This is a genomic window from Haliea sp. E1-2-M8, assembly GCF_030649675.1.
Classification (GTDB): domain Bacteria; phylum Pseudomonadota; class Gammaproteobacteria; order Pseudomonadales; family Halieaceae; genus Haliea.
The window spans coordinates 19,754-39,153 of record NZ_JAUTDR010000001.1 but is presented as its reverse complement, the minus strand read 5'-3'; the positions used below and the strand labels follow the sequence as shown (position 1 = coordinate 39,153).

Below are 19,400 nucleotides of genomic sequence, written 5' to 3'. Positions count from 1 at the left end.
TGTATCAGTGCTGGTGGCCCTGCCGTTTCGGCACCGGCAAATCCGAGCTGTTCGGCCCCGCCAGTTTACCGCGTCGGGCCGGTTGGCCGTAGTCCGGATCGGCGCTGACCCGCCGCGCAACCTCACCCTCGGGGTGCCGATACCAGCCCGGATCACGGAAGTCCCCTGCCGCCAGGCCATCCCGGACCTTGACCACAGTGAACATGCCGCCCATTTCGATGTTCCCGAATTGCCCCTCGCCCATCATCATCGGCAGGGTGTTGGGCGGCCCGGTCATGTGCCCACTGTCAGTATGGTCCTGATGTTCGCCCATGCCGTGCTCGCCCATGGCCATATAGCGCGGTAGCAGCGTGCGTATCTTCTCTTCTACCCCATCCTGATTCACCCCCAGGGTGTTGGGAATCTCGTGCCCCATCGGGTTCATGGTGTGATGGGCCATGTGGCAATGGAAGGCCCAGTCACCTGGTACCCCGACAAACTCGATATCCCGCATCTGGCCGACGCCGATGATTTCCGTGACCTCGCTGCGCCACTGCTCCCGGGGCCAGCGGCCGCCGTCGCTACCGGTGACCAGGAACTGTACTCCGTGCAGGTGGATCGGGTGGTTCCACATGGAGAGGTTGCCCAGCCGGATCCGAACCCGTTCGCCACTGCCGGCTACCAGGCTGTCGATGGCCGGGAACACCTTCGAGTTCATGGTCCACAGATCGAACTCCACCATCACCGCCGGGTCCGGCCGCGACGTACCGGGATGCATTGCCCAGTTGTGCAGGAGTATGGCGTAGTCGCGGTCTATGTGTTCGGGTTCACCGTCCCGGGGATGGATGATGAACATGCCCATCATGCCCATGGCCAGCTGCACCATTTCATCCGCGTGGGGGTGGTACATGTGGGTGCCGTGCTGCTGCAGGGTGAACTCGTAGACGAAGGTGTCACCCGGCTGGATGGCCGGCTGGGTAAGGCCGGAAACGCCGTCCATGCCGGAAGGCAGGATCAGGCCGTGCCAGTGGATACTGGTGTGCTCGGGAAGCCGGTTGGTGACAAAGATTCGCACTTTGTCGCCTTCCACGGCTTCCAGGGTCGGCCCCGGGCTGGTGCCATTGTAGCCCCAGCACTTGGCCCTGGACCCGGGGGCGAACTCGTGCTCAATCTCTTCCGCCACCAGGTGGAATTCCTTGACCCCGTCGACCATGCGATGAGGTAGCGTCCAGCCGTTGGGGGTCTGTACTGGCATGTAGCCCTGTGGATCGCGACGGCCCGCTGTGGGCTCGCCCTGATTGGTGTGGACGTGGCCGCTGTTGGCCATCGCCCGGGTGATGGCCAGTGCCGGCAGAACGCTGCCGCTGGCCACAAGGAAGTCTCTGCGCTTCATCAGTGGTGTCTCCCGTGGTGTTGTTCCTGTTGCTCAGGGGCCTGGCTGTTGCTTTCCGGAGGTGCGACTGCGGACACGTCCAGCAGGCCCTCGCCCGCGGGAGTTGCAGCGCGTCCAGCAGTGTCGGCAAGCTCCACTTGCTGCTGCCAGTATTCGGCCAGGGTTGCAACGTGATCGCGCCAGGCCCGGAGTTCGGACTGTTTGCTGCCAAGCAGATTGAATACCCCGTCGAGCATGAAGTTGACCCGATCCTGGCGGGCTTCCACCTCTGCCGCCAGGGCTGGTAATAGTAAGCGCTCCCTAACCTCCAGCGCTTCACGCAGGCGGGATAGCTCCCCCAACTGCAGGCGCAGTCGCCGCGGAAGTTGGCCGCGCAGGGAGGCCTCGCGCGCTTCCAGCAGCTCCAGTTCAGCGGCAAGTGCCAGCCGGGTACCGGCATTGCGGTGCCAGAGTGGCAGGCGGAAAGCGAGTTCCGGGCCGGTTGCCCGTTCCTCGCCCGAGCGCTCGTGCTCCACGCCCACTTCCGCCTCGTCCAGCCAGCTCTCTCTCCTGGCGTTGTCCCCGACGCTCAACAGACGCCGCCGTTCCCAGGCCAGAGTCTGTAGCGCCGGATGGGCGTCCAGCGCTTGCGCTACCAGTTGCTCGGGGTCTGGTGCGTCAGTGGCAGGAAGCGGCAGTGTCGTCGGCACCGACCAGTCTTCATGGTGCAGTGCCAGCTGCTGCTCGAGCCGGGCACGAGCCTGGTCGCGCTGCCGCTCCGCGTCGAGCAGTTCCAGCCGGGCCTCCGCTGCGCTGCGTGCCAGCTCAGCGCGCTGCAGCGGTGCCATATTGCCCGCAGCGGCAAAGCGTGAGCCCAGCTCGTCCGCCCACAGAGCCGTGTCGGAAGCGCGGGCCTGCACCTGTAGACCCTGCTCCGCGGCCACCAGCGCATACCAGGCCGACTCTGTTGCCAGCGCCAGTTCCTGCAAATTGTCCGCCAGCGCCAGTGTCGCGAGCTCGTAGTCGGCGGCGGCAATGCGCTGGCGGGCGGGCCGCAGCATAACGGCTGCCAGGCTCTGGGCCAGGCCCAGCGTCAGCTCGTTGCTGCCGCCACTGACATCGAGCCAGCTCAGGGACAGGCGCGGGTTGAGCAGTTCGCTGGCGCGCACGACATCTGCAGCCGCGATATTGAGGCGGGCATATTCTGCCCTGACGGAGGGATGGTTAAGGACAGCGGCCTGGACCGCCTGCTGTCGCGACAGTTCACCGGCGAACTGGTCCTGCTGGAGGCTGGTATCCAGCCCGCGGGCCAGCAATGCCGCCTGCGCCTGTTCCGCCCCGTGGTCCGGCGGCTGGCTGACGCACGCCGCCAGGCTCACCAGTACCAGCGCCAGCCCGATACGGCGGGCGCAGTCTGAGTATTTCATCTGTAAGTTCTCCAGCTATAGAGAGTAGCCCCTGCGTGTGCCAGAGGTGGTCGGGAATTCAGGCTGGAGTGTGGGCCGGGGGTCTGAGCAATGGGAAAGGATGCGGATTGCGCAGGCCGGCAACGACATTGCCGGGGACGACAGCCGTGCGTGGCGGTAATTCAGACTGTTGCATTCCCAGGGGCAGTGCGACTGCTGCACAGCTTACCTTGCAGGCCAGGTCGCTACCGTCACAGCTATTGGTCGGCTCTGCGTCCGCAGCGCTCAGCTCGCCGCTGGCGCCGTGGCTGGCATGATGGCCTTCCCTGTTCTCATGGTGCGGCGCCGGGCCGCCATCGATGGCCACTGCGCCAGGCGTCGGCTCACAGCGTTGCGCTTGCCCCGCCGAAAGACCGGCAGGCAGAACCAGTAACAACGCAAGTAGCAGACGGAGTATCATGCGCGCATGCTAGCATATTGCCCGCTACTCTCCCAGCTGGCTCGGCATACGGCCCCGGGCGCTTAGCACATGGCCCTGCTGGACTCGCTGCTCCCGCCCGCCCTGGAACCTTTTGCGGCTCTGGTGCTGGTTCTGTGTTCGCTGCTCACCTCAATGATAACCGCCAGCCTGGGGGCGGGAGGCGGCGTGTTGCTGCTGTTGTTGATGGCGTTCTGGTTGCCGCCGGCGGCGCTCATTCCGGTTCACGGCATGATCCAGCTTGGTTCCAACGGCGGCAGGGCACTGCTTACCTGGCGCAGTATTGACTGGCGCCTGATAGCGGCTTTTGCGCCCGGAGTCCTCGTTGGCGCGCTGCTCGCTGCGTGGCTGCTGGTGGAACTGCCCGTTTGGCTCTGGCAGTCCATTATCGCGACTTTCGTTCTATATCTGTGCTGGGGACCGCGCCTGCCCGGTCTGGCCCTGGGGGTGCCCGGTACCTTTGTCGCAGCGGCACTGACCAGCTTCGCCAGCATGTTTGTTGGCGCCACCGGGCCACTGGTGGCGGCTTTCGTCAAACAGATCCAGCGCGACCGCTTTGCCACTGTGGCGACTTTCGCCGCGGCGATGACCCTGCAGCACGCGCCGAAGGCACTGGTGTTCGGTTTTGCGGGCTTTGTTTTCCTGGACTGGCTGGGCTTTATCGCGGCGATGATTACGGCCGGGCTGGTGGGTACCTGGATCGGCATCCGCCTGTTGCGACAGATCAGTGATCGCCGCTTTGCCCTGACCTTGAACATCCTGCTGACGCTGTTGGCCCTGCGCCTGCTGTGGCAGGCTGCGGTGGAGTTAGTGGCGTGAGTTGTCTCCGTCACAGGAGTCTGCCGCAGTAAACAACAGGCGGGTGGCGCCGGTGTGGTCGATCACATTGAATACCGGCCGCAATTCCATGCCGATGCGCATGGCTTCTGGCTCCACCCCTGCCAGCGCGCTGTTCATGTTGAACCCCTCTGCCAGCGTCACGATCGCCAGGTTCTGCGGAGCCGGCTGGGCAAACCCGGCCAGGGTCGGGATTCGCGCGATGGTGTAACTGCACAGGGTCGCCTGCCCCGAAATCGCTGTCCAGGTGAGTCTTTCTGAGCAGCAACGCGGGCAGTGCCGGCGCGGGTAGAAGATCCACCAGCCGCAGCGGTCACAACGGGGTACAACGATACGCCGCTCCCGCAGGGCGTCCCAAAAAGGCTTGCTGATGGCGGTCGGGCGAGGCACGGGCTGCTGCATGATCAGGCTCCTGTCAGGACCAGGGCGCCCTGCTCACTCATGACCCCCCCGGTTCCGGATACGAAAGCGGTATCGTGCTTGCGCAGCTGCCGTTCTCCGGCGCAGCCACGAATCTGGGCGACCGCCTCTATCAATTGCGACATGCCCCCGGCGGTGCCCGACTGTCCGAACGAGAGTTGCCCGCCGTGGGTGTTGAGGGGAAAGTCACCGCGCCAGGTCAGGTCGTGCTCGCGCAGAAAGGCCATGCCCTCCCCCTTGGCGCAGAAACCGGCATCTTCCAGGCTCAGCAATACGGTGATGGTATAGCAGTCATAGATCTGGGCCATGTGCATGTCGGCGGGGTTCAGGCCCGACATGGCAAAGGCCCGCCGCGCCGCCGCCGCGATCTGGGTCACGGTCATGTCCCGGGCATAGCTCGGGGACTTGAAATCCAGCTGTTCACCGCAGCCGCGAATCGTGACCGACCGCTGTAGGCAGTTGCGGTCGATATCACTGGCGGCGACGATGAAGGCGGCGCCCCCGGCCACCGGCATGACAATCTCCAGCAGGCGCAGGGGATCCGCCACCATTTTGCTCGCCAGTACATCGTCGACTGTCAGTGGATGGCCATGAAACAGCGCCTGGGGATTGGCCTGCGCGTTGCTGCGCTGGTCGACAGCGATCCTGGCCATGGCGGCGGGATCGTAGCCATAGCGGTGGGCATATTGCTGCGCAATCATTGCGTAGCCGGTATTCTGGCCCAGGTGTCCGTAAGGAATATCGAATTCGGCTTCGGGGGCGCCGTAAGAGTTACTGTGGGCGCCGTAACCCATGGCCACTGCGCTGGTGCCACCCAAATCGACCACTTCGGCAAAACTGACCTTGATCCCGAGGTATTCCGCGACAACCGCAGGCACAAACGCCGAGGCTTCGTTGAAATGCGCGCCGTTGACCGCCAGTCCATCCAGATCCTGCAACACCAGGCCGGCATCGGCCAGGGCCTGGCCGGCGATGGCTGCCTCTCCTCTCAGGCCCACAGGCCCACAGGCGCTCCTTGGCTGACGCAGTTTGTGCGGGTTGACGATAATGGACCAGATAGTTCCCGCTCAGAACCCCTGCCCCACACCGGGTGACCGAAATCGCGCCGCGGCTTGGCGGGGTAAACCACAGAACCTGAAAACCCTGGTTACGGCGTGGTAGCGGGGTTCCTTGATCTGGCGCATGGCGGTGATTGCTGTCGCTGTTACTCCAGGCAGATGACGGGCGGGGCTTGCACGCGTAGCAGACACAATATCTGGTATATAACCGGTAAACTTACCGCCTATATCGTTTTGGCTTGCCTGAGACGGCGACCTGCGCGCACACTACCCCGGGTCCGCAGGTCACAGGAGCAAGGGTCATGGGAGAAGTCGTCAAGGCTTTGCACTCGGTAGTTGAGATAGGCCTGCAGGATGCCTCTCTGGATATCTGGGACCGGAAATATCGCCTGCAGGATCGCGCCGGCAAGCCGGTAGACCGCGATATCGCGGACACCCTGAAACGGGTTGCCCGCGCGCTATCCGAGGTCGAGGACACGGACAGCGCCCGCAAGCAGTGGTACCAGCGTTTTCTCTGGGCCCTTCAGAACGGTGCCCTGCCCGCGGGCCGGATCATTTCCAATGCCGGGGCAGAGGCTTATAAACCGTCCACCTCGACGATCAACTGCACGGTCTCGGGTACCATCACTGATTCCATGGACGATATCCTGCAGAAGAATCACGAAGCAGGGATGACTCTCAAGGCCGGCTGTGGCATCGGCTATGAATTCTCTACCCTGCGGCCGCGGGGGGCCTACGTCAGTGGTGCCGGCGCCTATACCTCGGGCCCGCTGTCGTTCATGGATATCTACGACAAGATGTGTTTCACCGTGTCCTCGGCCGGTGGCCGCCGCGGCGCCCAGATGGGCACCTTTGATATCCATCACCCCGATGTCATGGACTTCATTCGCGCCAAGCGCGAGGACGGCCGCCTGCGGCAGTTCAACCTGAGCCTGTTGATTACCGATGAATTCATCGAAGCGGTCAAGAGCGACGCGGACTGGTCGCTGAGCTTCCCGGTGACTGCCAGGGAGGTGGAAGAAGCCGCCATGGATCTCGCCAATGACCCGTTGGTGCTCTGGCGCTCGTTCCCGGTTACCAGGGGCTATGTCAGCAACGAACGCGGCGAGGTCGCCTGCCGTGTCTACAAGACGCTGCCCGCGCGCAGGCTGTGGGACATGATCATGGCCTCCACCTACGACTTTGCCGAGCCCGGGTTTATCCTGATCGACCGGGTCAACCAGATGAACAACAACTGGTGGCTGGAAAATATCCGCGCTACCAACCCCTGTGTGACTGCCGACACCTGGGTCCAGACCGCCGCTGGTCCGCAGCAGGTTATGGATCTTATCGGCCGCGCCTTTCTGGCCCGTGTTGATGGCCGCGATCATGCCACCGGCAACGAAGGCTTCTTTCGCACTGCAAGCAAACCCGTCCTGCGCCTGCAGACCCGCGAAGGCCCCGCCCTGCGGCTTACCGCTGACCATCGCGTGCGGAGGGTATCCGCCCTCACCCGCTGGCGCCTGGAAACCGAGTGGTGCGAGGCGGGCGCGCTGCGAGCCGGCGACCAGGTTTTGCTCAACGACCATCGCAGCGGCTCCACATGGCAGGGCGCATACTCCCGGGACGAGGGCTATCTGATCGGCCTGCTGCTTGGTGATGGCACGCTGAAGGCAGACAAGGCAGTACTGTCGGTCTGGCCGCGGCGTCTGGCGGTCAATGAGGGTGGTACGGTAGACGGTGTCGAAGGTGTTATGGCGGGGGCTCTTGCGGCCGCCCGTTGCCTGCCACATCGCGCCGACTTTGCCGGCTGGCAAAAAGTGGCCGGGCGCGACGAATACCGCCTGGCCACCGGTGCCCTGCGCCAGCTGGCGCTCGGCCTTGGCATGGCGCCGGGGAAAAAGACCATCACGCCGCAGGCGGAGGCGTCCTCCAGCGAATTCCACTGTGGCCTGCTGCGGGGGCTGTTCGATGCCGACGGATCGGTCCAGGGCTCGCAGGAGAAAGGCGTCAGCGTGCGTCTTGCACAGTCCGACCTTGGGACTCTTGAGGCGGCACAGCGGATGTTGCTGCGCCTGGGCATCAACTCGACCGTGTACCGCGAGCGGCGCAAGGCCGGTGCAACACTGCTGCCCGATGGCCGCGGCGGCAGAGCGACCTACGCCACCCGTGCGCAGCACGAGCTGGTCATCAGCGGTGCCAATCTGGCTGTATTTGCCGAACGCATAGGTTTTGCCGACACCGCCAAGCAGGCGCAACTGAGCGACGCGTTGGCGGGTTACTCCCGCAGCCTGAACCGGGAGCGGTTTGTGGCCACGGTAGCCTCTGTCGAACCGGACGGCGTCGAGGATGTCTACGATGTACAGGTTCCCGGCATCAATACCTTCGACGCCAATGGTCTGCACGCCCACAACTGCGGCGAACAACCCCTCCCCCCCTATGGCAGCTGCCTGCTGGGCTCCATCAACCTTACCCGCCTGGTGCTGGACCCGTTCACCGACAAGGCCCGCTTCGACTGGGAGCGCTACCGCGAGATGGTAGCGGTATTCACCCGCATGCTCGACAACGTGGTGGAAATCAACGGGCTGCCGCTGGAGCAGCAGCGCCACGAAATTGTGCACAAGCGCCGACACGGCATGGGCTTCCTGGGCCTGGGCTCTACCATCACCATGCTGGGCATGTGTTATGGCGACGAAGCTTCGGTGGAGTTCACCGAGGAAGTGTCCCGGGAAATGGCTCTGGTGGGCTGGCAGCAGGGCATCGCCCTGGCCGAAGAGAAGGGCCCGGCCCCGATCATGGAGGAGCTGTTTGAGGTTACCCCGGAAATGCTGGCCGCGCGCCCGGAAATGACGCGGGACGGGGTCGACGTCGGCGACCGCCTGCCCGGCAGGGTGTTGCACGCGCGCTACAGCCGCTACATGCAGCGGGTGGCGGAGGTGGCGCCGGAACTGGTGGCCGAACTGGAGGCCAAGGGGGCCCGCTTCACCCACCACTCTTCCATCGCGCCCACCGGCACCATCTCCCTGTCCCTGGCCAACAATGCCAGCAATGGCATCGAGCCCAGTTTTGCCCACCACTATGCGCGCAACGTGATTCGCGAGGGGCGCAAGAGCAAGGAGAAGGTGGACGTGTTTTCCTTTGAGCTGCTGGCCTACCGCAGCCTGGTGAACCCGCGTGCCATGCCCTACAGTGAACGCGAAGAGGAAAAACTGCCCGACTACTTCATCGTTGCCGACAGCGTGACACCGAAGCAGCACGTGGATATCCAGGCCGCCGCCCAGAAGTGGGTGGATTCCTCCATATCCAAGACGGCCAACGTGCCCACGGACTATCCGTTCGAGGATTTCAAGGACATCTACCTCTACGCCCACGCCAAGGGCCTCAAGGGCTGCACCACCTTCCGCTTCAATCCGGAGGCGTTCCAGGGGGTTTTGGTCAAGGAGCAGGACCTTGAAAACACTGTGTACCAGTTCACTCTCGAGGATGGTTCCGTAGTGGAACTCAAGGGCAATCAGGAGGTGGAATACGACGGTGAAATGCACACGGCGGCGAACCTGTTCGATGCCCTTAAAGAAGGCTACTACGGCAAGTTCTGAGCCTGGAGACAGCAATGACGGTAAAGATCGGCAGCAAGATTGTCAGCTACAAGGTGGTGCAACCGGGCGCGGTCCCGGACCCTGTCGCAGGGGAGCAGGAGGCGGTGCCCGCCAGTAATGTGGTGCACATGCACGAATCCTTCCAGCGGCCGGAGCGGCTCGTGGGCTCGACCTACAAGGTCAAGACGCCCATGTCGGAGCACGCCCTCTACATCACGGTCAACGATGTCATCCTCAACGAGGGCACCGAGCACGAGCTGCGGCGCCCGTTCGAGGTCTTTATCAACTCCAAGAATATGGAACACTTCCAGTGGGTGGTGGCCCTGACCCGGCTGATCTCGGCAGTGTTCCGCAAGGGTGGTGATGCCACCTTCCTGGTTGAAGAGCTGAAGGCGGTGTTCGACCCCCGCGGCGGCTATTTCAAGAAGGGCGGCGTTTTCATGCCCTCGATCGTGGCGGAAATCGGCTACGCGATTGAAGATCACATGAAGCACATAGGCCTGATCGAGTCGAAGCTGGACGAGCACCAGCGGAAGTTCATCGACGACAAGCGTCGGGAAATCATGGGCAGTGCGAGCAATACTGACACCGCTGAAGGCGAGCCCACCGAGAGTGACGACTCGCCGTTTCCCCCGGGCGCCAGTCTCTGCTACAAGTGCAGCACCCGCGCTGTGGTGCTGCTGGACGGCTGCATGACCTGCCTGAACTGCGCAGATTCCAAGTGCGGGTAGATACTTGCTGACAACCGCAGACAAGCTGGAAGGCTATGTCCTCGACAATATGGAGGGGGCGGTAGACCAGGCGGCGTTCCTGGCGCGGACCGAGACTCCCGTGGCCATCATTGGTGCACGCGGCACCGGCAAAATGTACATTGCCCGTATTCTTCACACCCAGGCCGGGGGCTGCGCCGACAGCCTGGTCGCCGTTGACTGCCGGGAATTCCGCAGCCGCGACGACGCCAACCGCCGCATTCGCCAGGCTCTGCTGACCGGCGCTGGCAAGACCCTGGTATTCAAATCACCGCAATTGATGAGTGCTGATGCCCAGTTGAAGCTGGCGCGACAAATGGCGACCCGGCTGCTCGCGGACACCGACACACCCACCTACCTGCCCGCCGTGCGCTTCGTTGCGCTGTTTCCCGAGACCTTGCAAGCGCTGGTTGCCCAGGGACTGTTGCAACGCAAACTGGCGAGCGCGTTTGCTGCCTACCCGATCCGGGTGCCGCCAATGCGCCACCGCCAGCGGGCCGTGCTGCGCTGGGCCCATAAAATTTTGTCCCAGGAATGTGCAAGCCGCAGTATCGTCGTCAAGGGCTTCACACCGGAAGCGGAGCAGGCCATGCGCCAGCATCCCTGGCACGGCAATATCAGCGAGATTCGGCAGCGCGTGGTGAGAGCCCTGGAGCAGAAGCCGGGGGGCGAATGGTTGACCCCGGTGGATCTCAAGCTCTATCTCGGTGACCGGGCGACCAGCGGCAGCCTGGAGCCTCCGCTGCAGGCGTTAGCCGGCCAGGAGTTTACCAGCGGCGGGTACAGTCCCAGTGCCTGGGAAGAGCTCGAACTGGCGCTGGGCGAGCGGGTTAACCAGCTGTTGCTGGCCCAGACACCGCTGCCCCTCGGTACCTGGCTGGAGGATGAGATCGTGCTCGCGGCGCTGGTCCGTTATCAGGGGCGGCACGGCCCCAGTGCTGAGTTCCTGCAGACCAGCCGTCGCAATATCGTCCGCTGGCTTCCGGTGATCGCCAAGCGCCAGTCCGCGCGCGATGGCTCTGCTCTGTGGCAGGAACCTGCGCGCCTGGTGGCCGACTGGGTTCGCGGCCTCGGCAGTGCGGGCGCCAGTCCGTTGCTCGCGGGCCAGGAGCTGTTACTGGAACTTCTGGAGGCCCAGCGTGAGGTCGCGACGGTGGAGTTGCGGGCGCAGCTGCTGGGAGTATCGAGGCCCACCTACGGCAGACGCCTGCGCGAGTGGCGGGCACTGACCTGGCCCGCCGGGCAGGCTGAGGCTCATGGCTGAAGATCAATCAGCAGGCAGCCCGAGCCCCGCGCAGCTGGCGGCGGAGTACAAGACTCTGCTCGATGCAGCGGATCTGGAGCCGCTTGGTTTCTCCGCTCGCCTCAACCTGTTGCTGGATCTTGCGGCGATTGTGCCCTCGCGCATCGAAGGACGTGTCCTGGGGGTGCTCGCCATCAACCCGGAGTGGAAGGAAGCGGAGGTTCGCCGCTGGCTGCAGCAGGACCACCTGCCTCCGCGGCGGGATCTGCAGGCGCTGGTGCGTTTGCTGGCCGCCCGCCTGGGAGCGGGCCATGATCCCCAGCGCTGGGAGGCTTTTCTGGTTTACGGCACCCCGGTAGTAGCCTCTCCCGTAGAGCACCTGCTGTACCGTGAGGACCGCGCTCGCAGGGATATCGCCGCGCGGATTTTTGCCCGGCTCACGGAGCGCTACGACATTCCGCCTTCAAGCTATGAGGCCGATGTGGTTTTCCAGCGCTGCCTGCAGTTGATGCAGCAGTTCAACATCTACGAGTGGCAGGACTTTCAGGCAGGGCATTTGGAGCCGTTCCGCAGCGTGCTGTTTCCGGCAGAACCCTGAGTACGCGCGATGCCGGCAATTCGGGAAAACGGCAATTAGTGCTTGCAGAGCCTGTGCTACTACCAAAATACTGTTACCCGCAGTAGGGGAAGAGGCTGACGATGAGTGAACCAACAGAAGTGCAGGACGTCTCCGGTATTCGTGTCGCGATTGTCGATGACGCCAAAACCATCCGCATGATGATGTCGCACACGCTGAAGCAGATGGGCTGCGAGGTCGAGACGGCAGAGGACGGCTACAAGGCGCTGGCGCTGTTGCGCCGGTTCAAGCCGGACATTGTCTTTCTGGATATCAGCATGCCGGAGCTCGACGGCTACCAGACCTGCAGCCTGATCCGCCACGGCGAGGATACCCGTGACCTGCCGGTGGTCCTGCTTTCATCCTCGGACGGTGTATTTGACATCGCCCGCGGCCAGGCGCGAGGCGCCACGGCCCACGTCAGCAAGATCCCCCCGGACCCGGTCCTGCGCCAGCTTATCTACGAAAATACCCGGGCGAGCGAGGAGGCGTAAGTGACGGCCGCCTTTGCCGCGCTGACGGCTCTGCAGAATCGCTATGCCAGTACCGGGTGCGGCTTGCCCCCGGCGTTGCCAGATCCGGAATACTGGCGGGGAGGGGTGGTCGGTATTGCGGGCGTACCGCTCCTGGTCGCGGCGCGGGACATCGAGGCCGTTATTGCCGTGCCGGTCCTGACACCGATCCCCGGCACGCGGAACTGGGTGCTGGGGATTGCCAGTCACCATGGTGGGTTGTTGCCGGTTTGCTGTGGTGACAGCCTGTTTGGCCAACCGTTACCTCCGGGGCGGCGACGGGAGTACTGCCTGGTAATCAAGCGCCCCGGCCTCTACGTCGGCATTACCCTGAGCCGGGTCGAGGGTAATATCAAACTGCCGATGGCACAGCGTGCTACGGAGACCCGAATTGAGGGCCCCCTTGCGGCCTGCTGCGACGGGGGATTCTGGCAGGGAGAACGATTTCTGGGGCTGCTCGATAGCAGCCGGCTGGCGACAGTCGGCGCCCTCTCAGACACGGCTGCACGGCCGGAAGCGATTGCCGAGGATTCAGCATCATGAGCAAGACCACTCCCTCCGTACCTGTGGCCGCGGGCCTGGTCGCACTCCTGGTTGGGCTGCTGGGTTCCATTGTCGGCCTGGCGATCACGCTGGGCAGTGTTGCAGAAGCATCCGCCGCGCGCAGCGTGCTGCTGCTGGTGATCGCGGTGCTGGTTTTGCTGCTGGCTGTGGTCGCCGTGTTGCTCTGGCAGGCCCGGGCCAACGACAGTCGCACGGCTGACTCCGCCGGTATCACCACGGCTCTCAGCCGGCTCGCGGAGGGAGATCTCACCGCGGTTGCGAGCAGTGATTCGCCGGCGACCGGGGCCATTGCTGAACAGCTGAATACGGCACTTGAGCGACAGCGGGAGTTGGTGGCCAGCATTCGCAGCCCCTTTGAGGGGCTGGTTACCGAGCTGCACAAACTCGGTAAAAACGGCAGCAGCGGCGGCGAGCGCAGTGCTGCGCTGGGCCGGGAGCTGCAGGACGCGGGTGTCTCCCTGGCCCAGGACTTGCGTGGTGCGGACAACCTGACCACGGTGAGTCAACAGGCGAGGGAGGCGATGAGCCAGCACCGCCAGCTGGTGAATCGGGGCCAGGGTCTGGCCGCGGATATGTCCAGGGCGTCCACCGATGTCCGCGAGTCCATCCAGGAGACCTCAAAGTCCGCCAAGCGCCAGGGCGAGTTGATCCAGTCGGTGACCACGGCAGCCGAGTACATCCAGTCACTGAACACGAAAATTTCCGTGGTCGCCATCAATACCCGCATCGAGGCAGAGCGCGCGGGTGAACACGGCCGTCCTTTTCTGGGCATTGCCGAGGCCATTGGTGACCTGCTGCGGGAAGCGGAAGAGGAAGGGCGGAAAATCACCAGCGAAGTTCGTCTGCTGCAAAACCTGTCGGCGGAGAATCTCAACAGCCTCGAGCATACGGTGGGCGCCGTGGTCACCGTGCTGGACTTCGTCGAGCGCATCGACGGTTCCCTGGAGGACATCGGTCGGGGTGCGGGGAAACTGCTGGACATGGTGGATTCCATGGCCACGACGACGCAGCAGTCCGCGGAAGCCGTGCGCAGGATGGATGCCCTGCTGAAAAGCGTTCGTGAGCAGAATTGTGGCCTCAGTGACAGCGCCGAGCTGATGCAACAGGGAGTTGCGGCCCTGCAGCAGACCCTCTCCACCCTGGGGCGGAGCCTGGCCCGCTTCCGGATAGACAGCCACGGCGCCACAAGCGTTGGCAGCGGCGGCAGTGTCACCGATGTCTAGGCAGTTGGCAGCCCGGCCCGAGGCCGGGTCGATAGATGTCATCGGGCTGCGCAGCCTGTTGCGGCCGCTGCTGGCGTCGCTCGACCAGGTAGAGGCAGGCCTGATTGCATACAGTCGGGAGACCGCGTGCAGGCAACCGCTACTGGAAAGTCTCTGGGCCGTGCACCATATCACCGCGGCCCTCGGCACTCTCAGGCTGCACAAGGCGGAAATGCTGGCGCTGGAGATGGAGCGCGGGTTTCTGCGGCTACTGCGGGAACAGGTGGTTGCCGAGCGCCGCAACCTCACCATGGGCGGTTTGATGCGGGCCATCAAGACACTGCCGGCCTACCTGGACCATGTGCAGCGGTCGCGGATCGACACCGGCAGGGGCCTGGAACCCTGTGTCAACAATTTGCGCCGCTGGGAAGGCGAGCGCGTGCGGCCACCGGCACTCTTTTTTTACCTGCAGCTACCAGCGGGCTGCGGTATCAGCGGCGCCGCTCCCGAGCCCGCAGCTGAAACGATCCGTCGCAGCGCGGATGTGCTGCTGGCGCCCTACCTGCAGGGCGCGAAATCCGCTCTCGGCGCCGCCCCGAGTGTGGAAAATGTGCGCACCGTGGCGCGCATCGCGCACAAGATGCACGGCCTGTTCCGCGGCACCGAACAGGAGAGGTTCTGGCTGCTATTGGTGGGTCTGTGTGAGGCCATCGCCGCCGGGCTGGTGGAACCCGATGAGTGCGTGGCGCAGCTCTTCAAGGCGGGCGCGTTCATGATCAAGTATGCGCGCGAACACGGCAGCGTTGCCGACCCCGCCATGGATTACCACAGCTACCTGCAGCAGATGCTGTACTACATGGCTTCCTGCAAGGCTCGACCCCTGTACGTCGGGCACATCTGGCAGGTTTTCGGCATCGACGGCAACACTCTGCACGATGCCGAGCGCGGTCTTATTCACAACGACGCGCTGATCGCCGCCCTGGAGGGCGCGCACTCGCTGCTCAACGCTCTGGTGGATCGCCTGCAGGCTGCCGACCTCCTGGCCGCGGTCGAGGGAGGTTCTACACCGTTGCCCGATGCCGCCACGGTTTTTGAGGAAATCCGGTTGCGCCTGATCGCCGCGGAGGAGATTGATCACGCAGAGGACATTCAGGCCGCGCGCGACATGTTGCAGCAAGTATTCAGCGGCCGCTTCAGCCAGGATGTGCGGCGCGGCAAACAGGTGGTCATGTCCATTGCCGGAGCCATGGTCGAAACCGAAATTGCGCTCAGCAACAGGCTCCGCCACAACGGTTTTATTCCGCCAGCAGTACAGGCGTTCGACCATCTTGAAGGTCTCGTTGCCGCGACCTGCAATCAGCTGAACCAGATTCAGGGTCAATTGCAGCAGCAGCCCCGGGATGAGCAATCCCTGGATGACTGTTGCGCAGCTCTGGCCGGGATCAGGGAGGCGCTGTCGTTTGCCTGTCTGGCGCGGGAAGCCGCTGTGGTGAGCTCATGTCATGACTGGCTGCGGAATGCCAGCCGCAGTGGTGAAGTCGCCAGCGATACCCCTGCGCTGCAAGCCCTGGCTGACGCCCTGGTTTGGCTCACGCTTTACCTGGAAAGCCGTTTGCTCGATCCGGTGGAAGATTTCTCGACCCTGTTGCTGACGGCAGAGCAACATGCCGCACGGCTTGCCGCATTCGCCCCGGCAGCACCGCAAGCGGCGGTACCACGTCCGGCGGTGCCGCGGTCGGACCTGCAGCCACTGCAGCAGGAGGAGGAGCCGGAGGCAGCCGCGCCGGCGGGCGAAAATATCCCGCAGGAGTTTCGGCAAGTGTTTCTGGAGGAGTCGGCGCAGATCATCGACCGTCTGCAGGCGTTACTGCCGGAGTGGGAACGGGGCGCCGCCAGGGATGAGCAGCTGCGGGAGATTCGGCGCCACTTCCATACCTTCAAGGGCAATGGCAACGCCGTGGGTCTCTACACCCTGGCAGAGCTCGGACGCGACGTGCAGGACATGCTGGACCGGGTGCTGGAAAGTCAGGGCCCGGTCAACACCGAATTACCCGCGCTGCTGCGTGAACTTGTCGCCGCCCTGCCGGAACTGGTCGCCACCTCTGGCGGTGGCGGTGGCGGTGACTTCAACCTGACCACTGTACGCAGCCTCCGCAGCCGCTGCGCCGGTTTGCGGTAGAGGCCGCGCAGATGGAGGGCACAGACATGGAATCGACGCCGGATGCAATCTTGGCAGAGCCCTGGGCCCGCGAGCTGAAGGAGCAATGGGGAGAACACGCCTTGCACTGGCTGCTGGCCAGGCGTCTGGATGAGCCGGAGGAAAAGGTATTCGCGCTGGCCCGTGATCGCCAGCAGGGAAGCAGTACGATCCTGACTGAGGAAGAGGTCCGCCTGGGCTCACGCCACATGCTCGGAGGCGCGGTGGCAGATGACCTCGCCGACTTCATCGACGAGGAAATCGTCCTGACCGCAGTCGATGATTCCGGCAGTATCTACGGCAGCCAGCAGCGCGATGTGGACTCCCGGCACGAGGGGGACAGGCACGAATTCATTGCTGTGCGTCACATGCACGGCAAGTCCGGGGATCCTGCGGGCGCGGATTGCAGTCATCTGGAGGGAGTCGACCTGCTCAACCTGGGACCACCGGCAGTGGTCCTGTACGCGGACGCGGTGGAAAATGAAGCAGAGCTGGCCGCCGCCGTCGCTGCGGTGGACGTGGCAGAATCCCGCGCCGGACATGGCGCCGTACCCTACTCCATCGAGAGCCCGGCGCCAGATGCCGGAGCAGAAGTCGAGATGGAGCCCGAGCCCGAGCCTGAGCAAGTGCCAGAACCGGAATTGGCGCCGGAGGTGGCGTCCGAGCCCGAACACGAACACGAACACGAACACGAACACGAACATGAGCCCGAGCCCGAGCCCGAACTCGAGCACGGGCCAGAACCAGAGCCCGAATTCATCCAGATCGAAACGGGCCCCGCTTCAGCGCAGCAGGAGCCGGGGCCGGGCACCATGGATATCGCGGCTGAAGACCTGTCCTGGTGTGTTCCTCGCGACATCACTTTCAATTTCAGCACTCGCAGCAGCAGCGAATTGTTCCAGGATTTCCTCGACGCCTTTATCGAGGAAGCAGGTACGGAGCTCGAGAAGCTGGAGGACGGCTTCGGTGCCTGGGAGCGCGATCCGGCCGCAGTTGAGGCGCCGAAAACGGTCTCCCGGGTTCTGCATACAATCAAAGGTATCGCCAAGGGCGTCGGCCTGCAGCGCTACGGCACCCTGATCCACAACTTCGAAACGCTGCTGGACCGCCTGCCCTGCAAGCCGGGCGAAGAGCAGCAGTTTTTCCGTATAGTCAACGCGTGGCTGGATTCCGCGGTGCGCGGTTACGACCACATTCAAGCCACCCGCAGCGACGTCGCCAGCGAGTTGCCGACCCCGGGCGACGGGCCTGCGCCCGCGGCCACTGCCGACGCGGGGGACGCTACGGCGACGCCGCAGCTGCAACCATTGGCAGCAACCGATCGTCGCGAAGACAGGCAGATTGCCGATGCCGGAGCCCAGGCCCTCGGGGCCCAGCAAACCATCCGCATCAGCCCCGACGCCCTGGACTACCTGCTCAACCTGAGCAACGAAGTACAGAAGCTCGGTGTGCGCGCGTCCCAGAGTACCCTGCAGAGCAAGCGTGCCACTGGCGAGCTGCTCGGTCGGTTAGGGTCACTGCGCACCCACATCGGCAGGATCTCCGACCGCGCCCTGCTCAGTGTGACCGCTCACGGCGGCCCGCCCAGCAGCAACCTCGACGCGCTGGAGATGGACCAGTATTCCGACATTCACGAGGCTGCCAGCATCCTGCGAGAGGCGGTCGATGACCTCGATGAGCTGGCCCGCCTCGCCAGTCGCCATACCTCCGCAGCGGAAGCGCTGCTGAAACAGCAGGCGGGGATGGTTGGCACCCTGGGTTCTTCCATCCGCGCGGCCCGCGTGGTTCCCGTCTCCAGGTTGATCCCGGGCCTGCGCCGTATCGTCCGCACCGTGGGTGCCGAGCTGGGTAAAGCGGTGCTGTTCCGGGTGCTGAACGAGGCTGGCAAGCTGGACCGGGACAGCCACGCCTGCTGCCAGATCATACTCGAGCACATGGTCCGCAACGCCCTCGACCATGGCATTGAAGCACCGGGAGACCGCCTGGCCGCAGGCAAGCCGGACACGGGCCTGATCAGCATCGATGTCCGCAAGCAGGGTTCCGACTACGTCATTTCCCTGACCGACGACGGCCGCGGCATTGATCCCCAACGGATGCGGGAACAGGCGCGCAAGAGAGGCCTGGACCTGGACCCGGACAGCCTCACCGACCGGGAAGCACAGCGCCTTATTTTTCATCGCGGGTTCTCCACCGCCGCCATGGTCAGCGAAATCTCCGGGCGCGGTGTGGGCATGGACATCGTGCTCGGCGAGCTGCAGCGGATCGGCGGTGACATCGAGATAGAATCCCAGCCCGGTCGCGGCACCACTTTCCGCATCCGCATTCCCTCCAATATCAGTGTCAATGGCGCCCTCCTGGTCACGGTCGCTGATACGGCCTATGCCATTCCGTTCGACGGCCTGATCGGTGTCGAACACGTGCCCGTGGCGGAGTTCCTCGACGCGGTGGAACAGCACACGCAGCTGCCCCTGCTGGGCCGGCGCTGTGAGCCCTCCTACCTCGCGGCCCTGTGCTCCGGCAGTGCCCTGCCCGACCGGGATCACTGGGGAGCAACGGTGCCGGTCATTGTTGCCGGCGCTGAGCAGCGCTACATGGCGATTGCCGTCGATCGGGTCGAGCAGGCCCTGGAGCTGGTAATACGCTCTCTGGGCAGCCAGTTCGCGGGTCTGCCCTGGGTGGCGGGCGGCACCACCAGCGCCGACGGCCGCGCCATCGTGGCCCTGAATCTCAATCTACTGGTAAACAACCAGCCGCAACAGGGCTTGCCCTCACTGGCGCTGGAGCCGGTAGCCGATGTCAATTTGCTGGTGATGGTGGTCGATGACTCACGCACCCAGCGCATGGTCGCTACCAGCCAGTTGCAGGGCCTCGGCCTGGAAACAATCACCGCGGAAAACGGCCTCGCGGCGATGGAGCTGCTCGCCAGTTCCCACCGCCTGCCGGATGTCATCCTGCTGGATATCGAGATGCCGGTGAAGGATGGCATCCAGACCTTGCGGGAGATTCGCCGCTCGGAGCGGCTGCAGTCGATCCCGGTGATCATGGTGACCTCCCGCACCGGGCCCAAGCACCGCGCGCTGGCGGAACAGGCGGGCTGCAACGGCTATATGGGCAAGCCCTTCAATTTCCCGCTGCTGGTGGAGCAGATCGCGCAACTCACCGGCCAGAAACTGCGGGTGAACTGAGGTGGAT

14 protein-coding genes are annotated in these 19,400 nt (G+C 64.2%); 10 read left to right on the top strand and 4 right to left on the bottom strand.

The genetic code is table 11. From position 1 onward, the window contains the following. Positions 1–4: 4 nt before the first annotated feature. Both Q6D67_RS00170 and Q6D67_RS00165 read right to left on the bottom strand, forming a co-directional pair. Positions 5–1,372, bottom strand: a complete 1,368-nt coding sequence (locus tag Q6D67_RS00170; RefSeq protein WP_304703459.1) for a multicopper oxidase family protein — start codon at positions 1,370–1,372, stop codon at positions 5–7. Then, on the bottom strand, positions 1,372–2,778 hold the full coding sequence (locus tag Q6D67_RS00165) for a TolC family protein (protein ID WP_304703458.1): 1,407 nt from the start codon (positions 2,776–2,778) through the stop codon (positions 1,372–1,374). The genes Q6D67_RS00170 and Q6D67_RS00165 overlap by 1 nt, the downstream gene beginning before the upstream one ends. Positions 2,779–3,286: 508 nt before the next feature. Here Q6D67_RS00165 and Q6D67_RS00160 point away from each other — a divergent pair. Beyond that, positions 3,287–4,054 (top strand): TSUP family transporter, encoded by a 768-nt coding sequence (locus Q6D67_RS00160; protein WP_304703456.1) that lies wholly within the window; start codon positions 3,287–3,289, stop codon positions 4,052–4,054. On the opposite strand, the gene Q6D67_RS00155 is transcribed toward Q6D67_RS00160, so the two are convergent. Beyond that, positions 4,043–4,474, bottom strand: coding sequence for a Zn-ribbon domain-containing OB-fold protein (locus Q6D67_RS00155; RefSeq protein WP_304703455.1), 432 nt, complete (start codon positions 4,472–4,474; stop codon positions 4,043–4,045). The two genes, Q6D67_RS00160 and Q6D67_RS00155, sit on opposite strands and share 12 nt — an antisense overlap. A 2-nt stretch (positions 4,475–4,476) precedes the next feature. After that, positions 4,477–5,490: a thiolase family protein gene (locus Q6D67_RS00150; protein ID WP_304703453.1), complete on the bottom strand. Its 1,014-nt coding sequence runs from the start codon at positions 5,488–5,490 to the stop codon at positions 4,477–4,479. A 362-nt stretch (positions 5,491–5,852) separates the two neighbouring features. Here Q6D67_RS00150 and Q6D67_RS00145 point away from each other — a divergent pair, with 362 nt between their 5' ends. The 9 genes from Q6D67_RS00145 to Q6D67_RS00105 all read left to right on the top strand — a co-directional run bounded on the left by Q6D67_RS00145 (position 5,853) and on the right by Q6D67_RS00105 (position 19,393). Then, a complete protein-coding gene (locus Q6D67_RS00145; protein ID WP_304703452.1) occupies positions 5,853–9,125 on the top strand; it encodes an LAGLIDADG family homing endonuclease in 3,273 nt (1,090 codons plus the stop codon). Between the two features lie 14 nt (positions 9,126–9,139). Continuing rightward, positions 9,140–9,856 (top strand): NrdJb, encoded by a 717-nt coding sequence (locus tag Q6D67_RS00140; protein WP_304703451.1) that lies wholly within the window; start codon positions 9,140–9,142, stop codon positions 9,854–9,856. Between the two features lie 4 nt (positions 9,857–9,860). Next, positions 9,861–11,138, top strand: a complete 1,278-nt coding sequence (locus Q6D67_RS00135; protein WP_304703450.1) for a sigma 54-interacting transcriptional regulator — start codon at positions 9,861–9,863, stop codon at positions 11,136–11,138. Then, complete coding sequence (locus Q6D67_RS00130; RefSeq protein WP_304703449.1) at positions 11,131–11,715, top strand: hypothetical protein; 585 nt, start codon at positions 11,131–11,133, stop codon at positions 11,713–11,715. Before Q6D67_RS00135 ends, Q6D67_RS00130 begins: the two co-directional genes overlap by 8 nt. A 101-nt stretch (positions 11,716–11,816) precedes the next feature. Continuing rightward, complete coding sequence (locus Q6D67_RS00125) at positions 11,817–12,227, top strand: response regulator (RefSeq protein WP_304703447.1); 411 nt, start codon at positions 11,817–11,819, stop codon at positions 12,225–12,227. Next, complete coding sequence (locus tag Q6D67_RS00120; RefSeq protein WP_304703445.1) at positions 12,228–12,788, top strand: chemotaxis protein CheW; 561 nt, start codon at positions 12,228–12,230, stop codon at positions 12,786–12,788. It begins immediately after the preceding gene. After that, the gene (locus tag Q6D67_RS00115; RefSeq protein ID WP_304703444.1) at positions 12,785–14,032 is read left to right on the top strand and encodes a methyl-accepting chemotaxis protein; all 1,248 of its coding nucleotides are present in this window, start codon (positions 12,785–12,787) and stop codon (positions 14,030–14,032) included. Before Q6D67_RS00120 ends, Q6D67_RS00115 begins: the two co-directional genes overlap by 4 nt. Further along, a complete protein-coding gene (locus Q6D67_RS00110; protein WP_304703443.1) occupies positions 14,025–16,190 on the top strand; it encodes an Hpt domain-containing protein in 2,166 nt (721 codons plus the stop codon). The genes Q6D67_RS00115 and Q6D67_RS00110 overlap by 8 nt, the downstream gene beginning before the upstream one ends. A 26-nt stretch (positions 16,191–16,216) precedes the next feature. Then, positions 16,217–19,393: a response regulator gene (locus tag Q6D67_RS00105; protein WP_304703442.1), complete on the top strand. Its 3,177-nt coding sequence runs from the start codon at positions 16,217–16,219 to the stop codon at positions 19,391–19,393. The last annotated feature ends 7 nt before the right edge of the window (positions 19,394–19,400 follow it).

What these genes read in the sequence shown, in the direction of transcription:
- Q6D67_RS00125 (WP_304703447.1), top strand. Translation starts at nt 11,817, where the DNA reads ATGAGTGAACCAACAGAAGTGCAGGACGTCTCCGGTATTCGTGTCGCG.
- Q6D67_RS00130 (WP_304703449.1), top strand. Translation starts at nt 11,131, where the DNA reads ATGGCTGAAGATCAATCAGCAGGCAGCCCGAGCCCCGCGCAGCTGGCG.
- Q6D67_RS00170 (WP_304703459.1), bottom strand. Translation starts at nt 1,372, where the DNA reads ATGAAGCGCAGAGACTTCCTTGTGGCCAGCGGCAGCGTTCTGCCGGCA.
- Q6D67_RS00115 (WP_304703444.1), top strand. Translation starts at nt 12,785, where the DNA reads ATGAGCAAGACCACTCCCTCCGTACCTGTGGCCGCGGGCCTGGTCGCA.
- Q6D67_RS00165 (WP_304703458.1), bottom strand. Translation starts at nt 2,778, where the DNA reads ATGAAATACTCAGACTGCGCCCGCCGTATCGGGCTGGCGCTGGTACTG.
- Q6D67_RS00110 (WP_304703443.1), top strand. Translation starts at nt 14,025, where the DNA reads ATGTCTAGGCAGTTGGCAGCCCGGCCCGAGGCCGGGTCGATAGATGTC.
- Q6D67_RS00140 (WP_304703451.1), top strand. Translation starts at nt 9,140, where the DNA reads ATGACGGTAAAGATCGGCAGCAAGATTGTCAGCTACAAGGTGGTGCAA.
- Q6D67_RS00160 (WP_304703456.1), top strand. Translation starts at nt 3,287, where the DNA reads ATGGCCCTGCTGGACTCGCTGCTCCCGCCCGCCCTGGAACCTTTTGCG.
- Q6D67_RS00145 (WP_304703452.1), top strand. Translation starts at nt 5,853, where the DNA reads ATGGGAGAAGTCGTCAAGGCTTTGCACTCGGTAGTTGAGATAGGCCTG.
- Q6D67_RS00155 (WP_304703455.1), bottom strand. Translation starts at nt 4,474, where the DNA reads ATGCAGCAGCCCGTGCCTCGCCCGACCGCCATCAGCAAGCCTTTTTGG.
- Q6D67_RS00105 (WP_304703442.1), top strand. Translation starts at nt 16,217, where the DNA reads ATGGAATCGACGCCGGATGCAATCTTGGCAGAGCCCTGGGCCCGCGAG.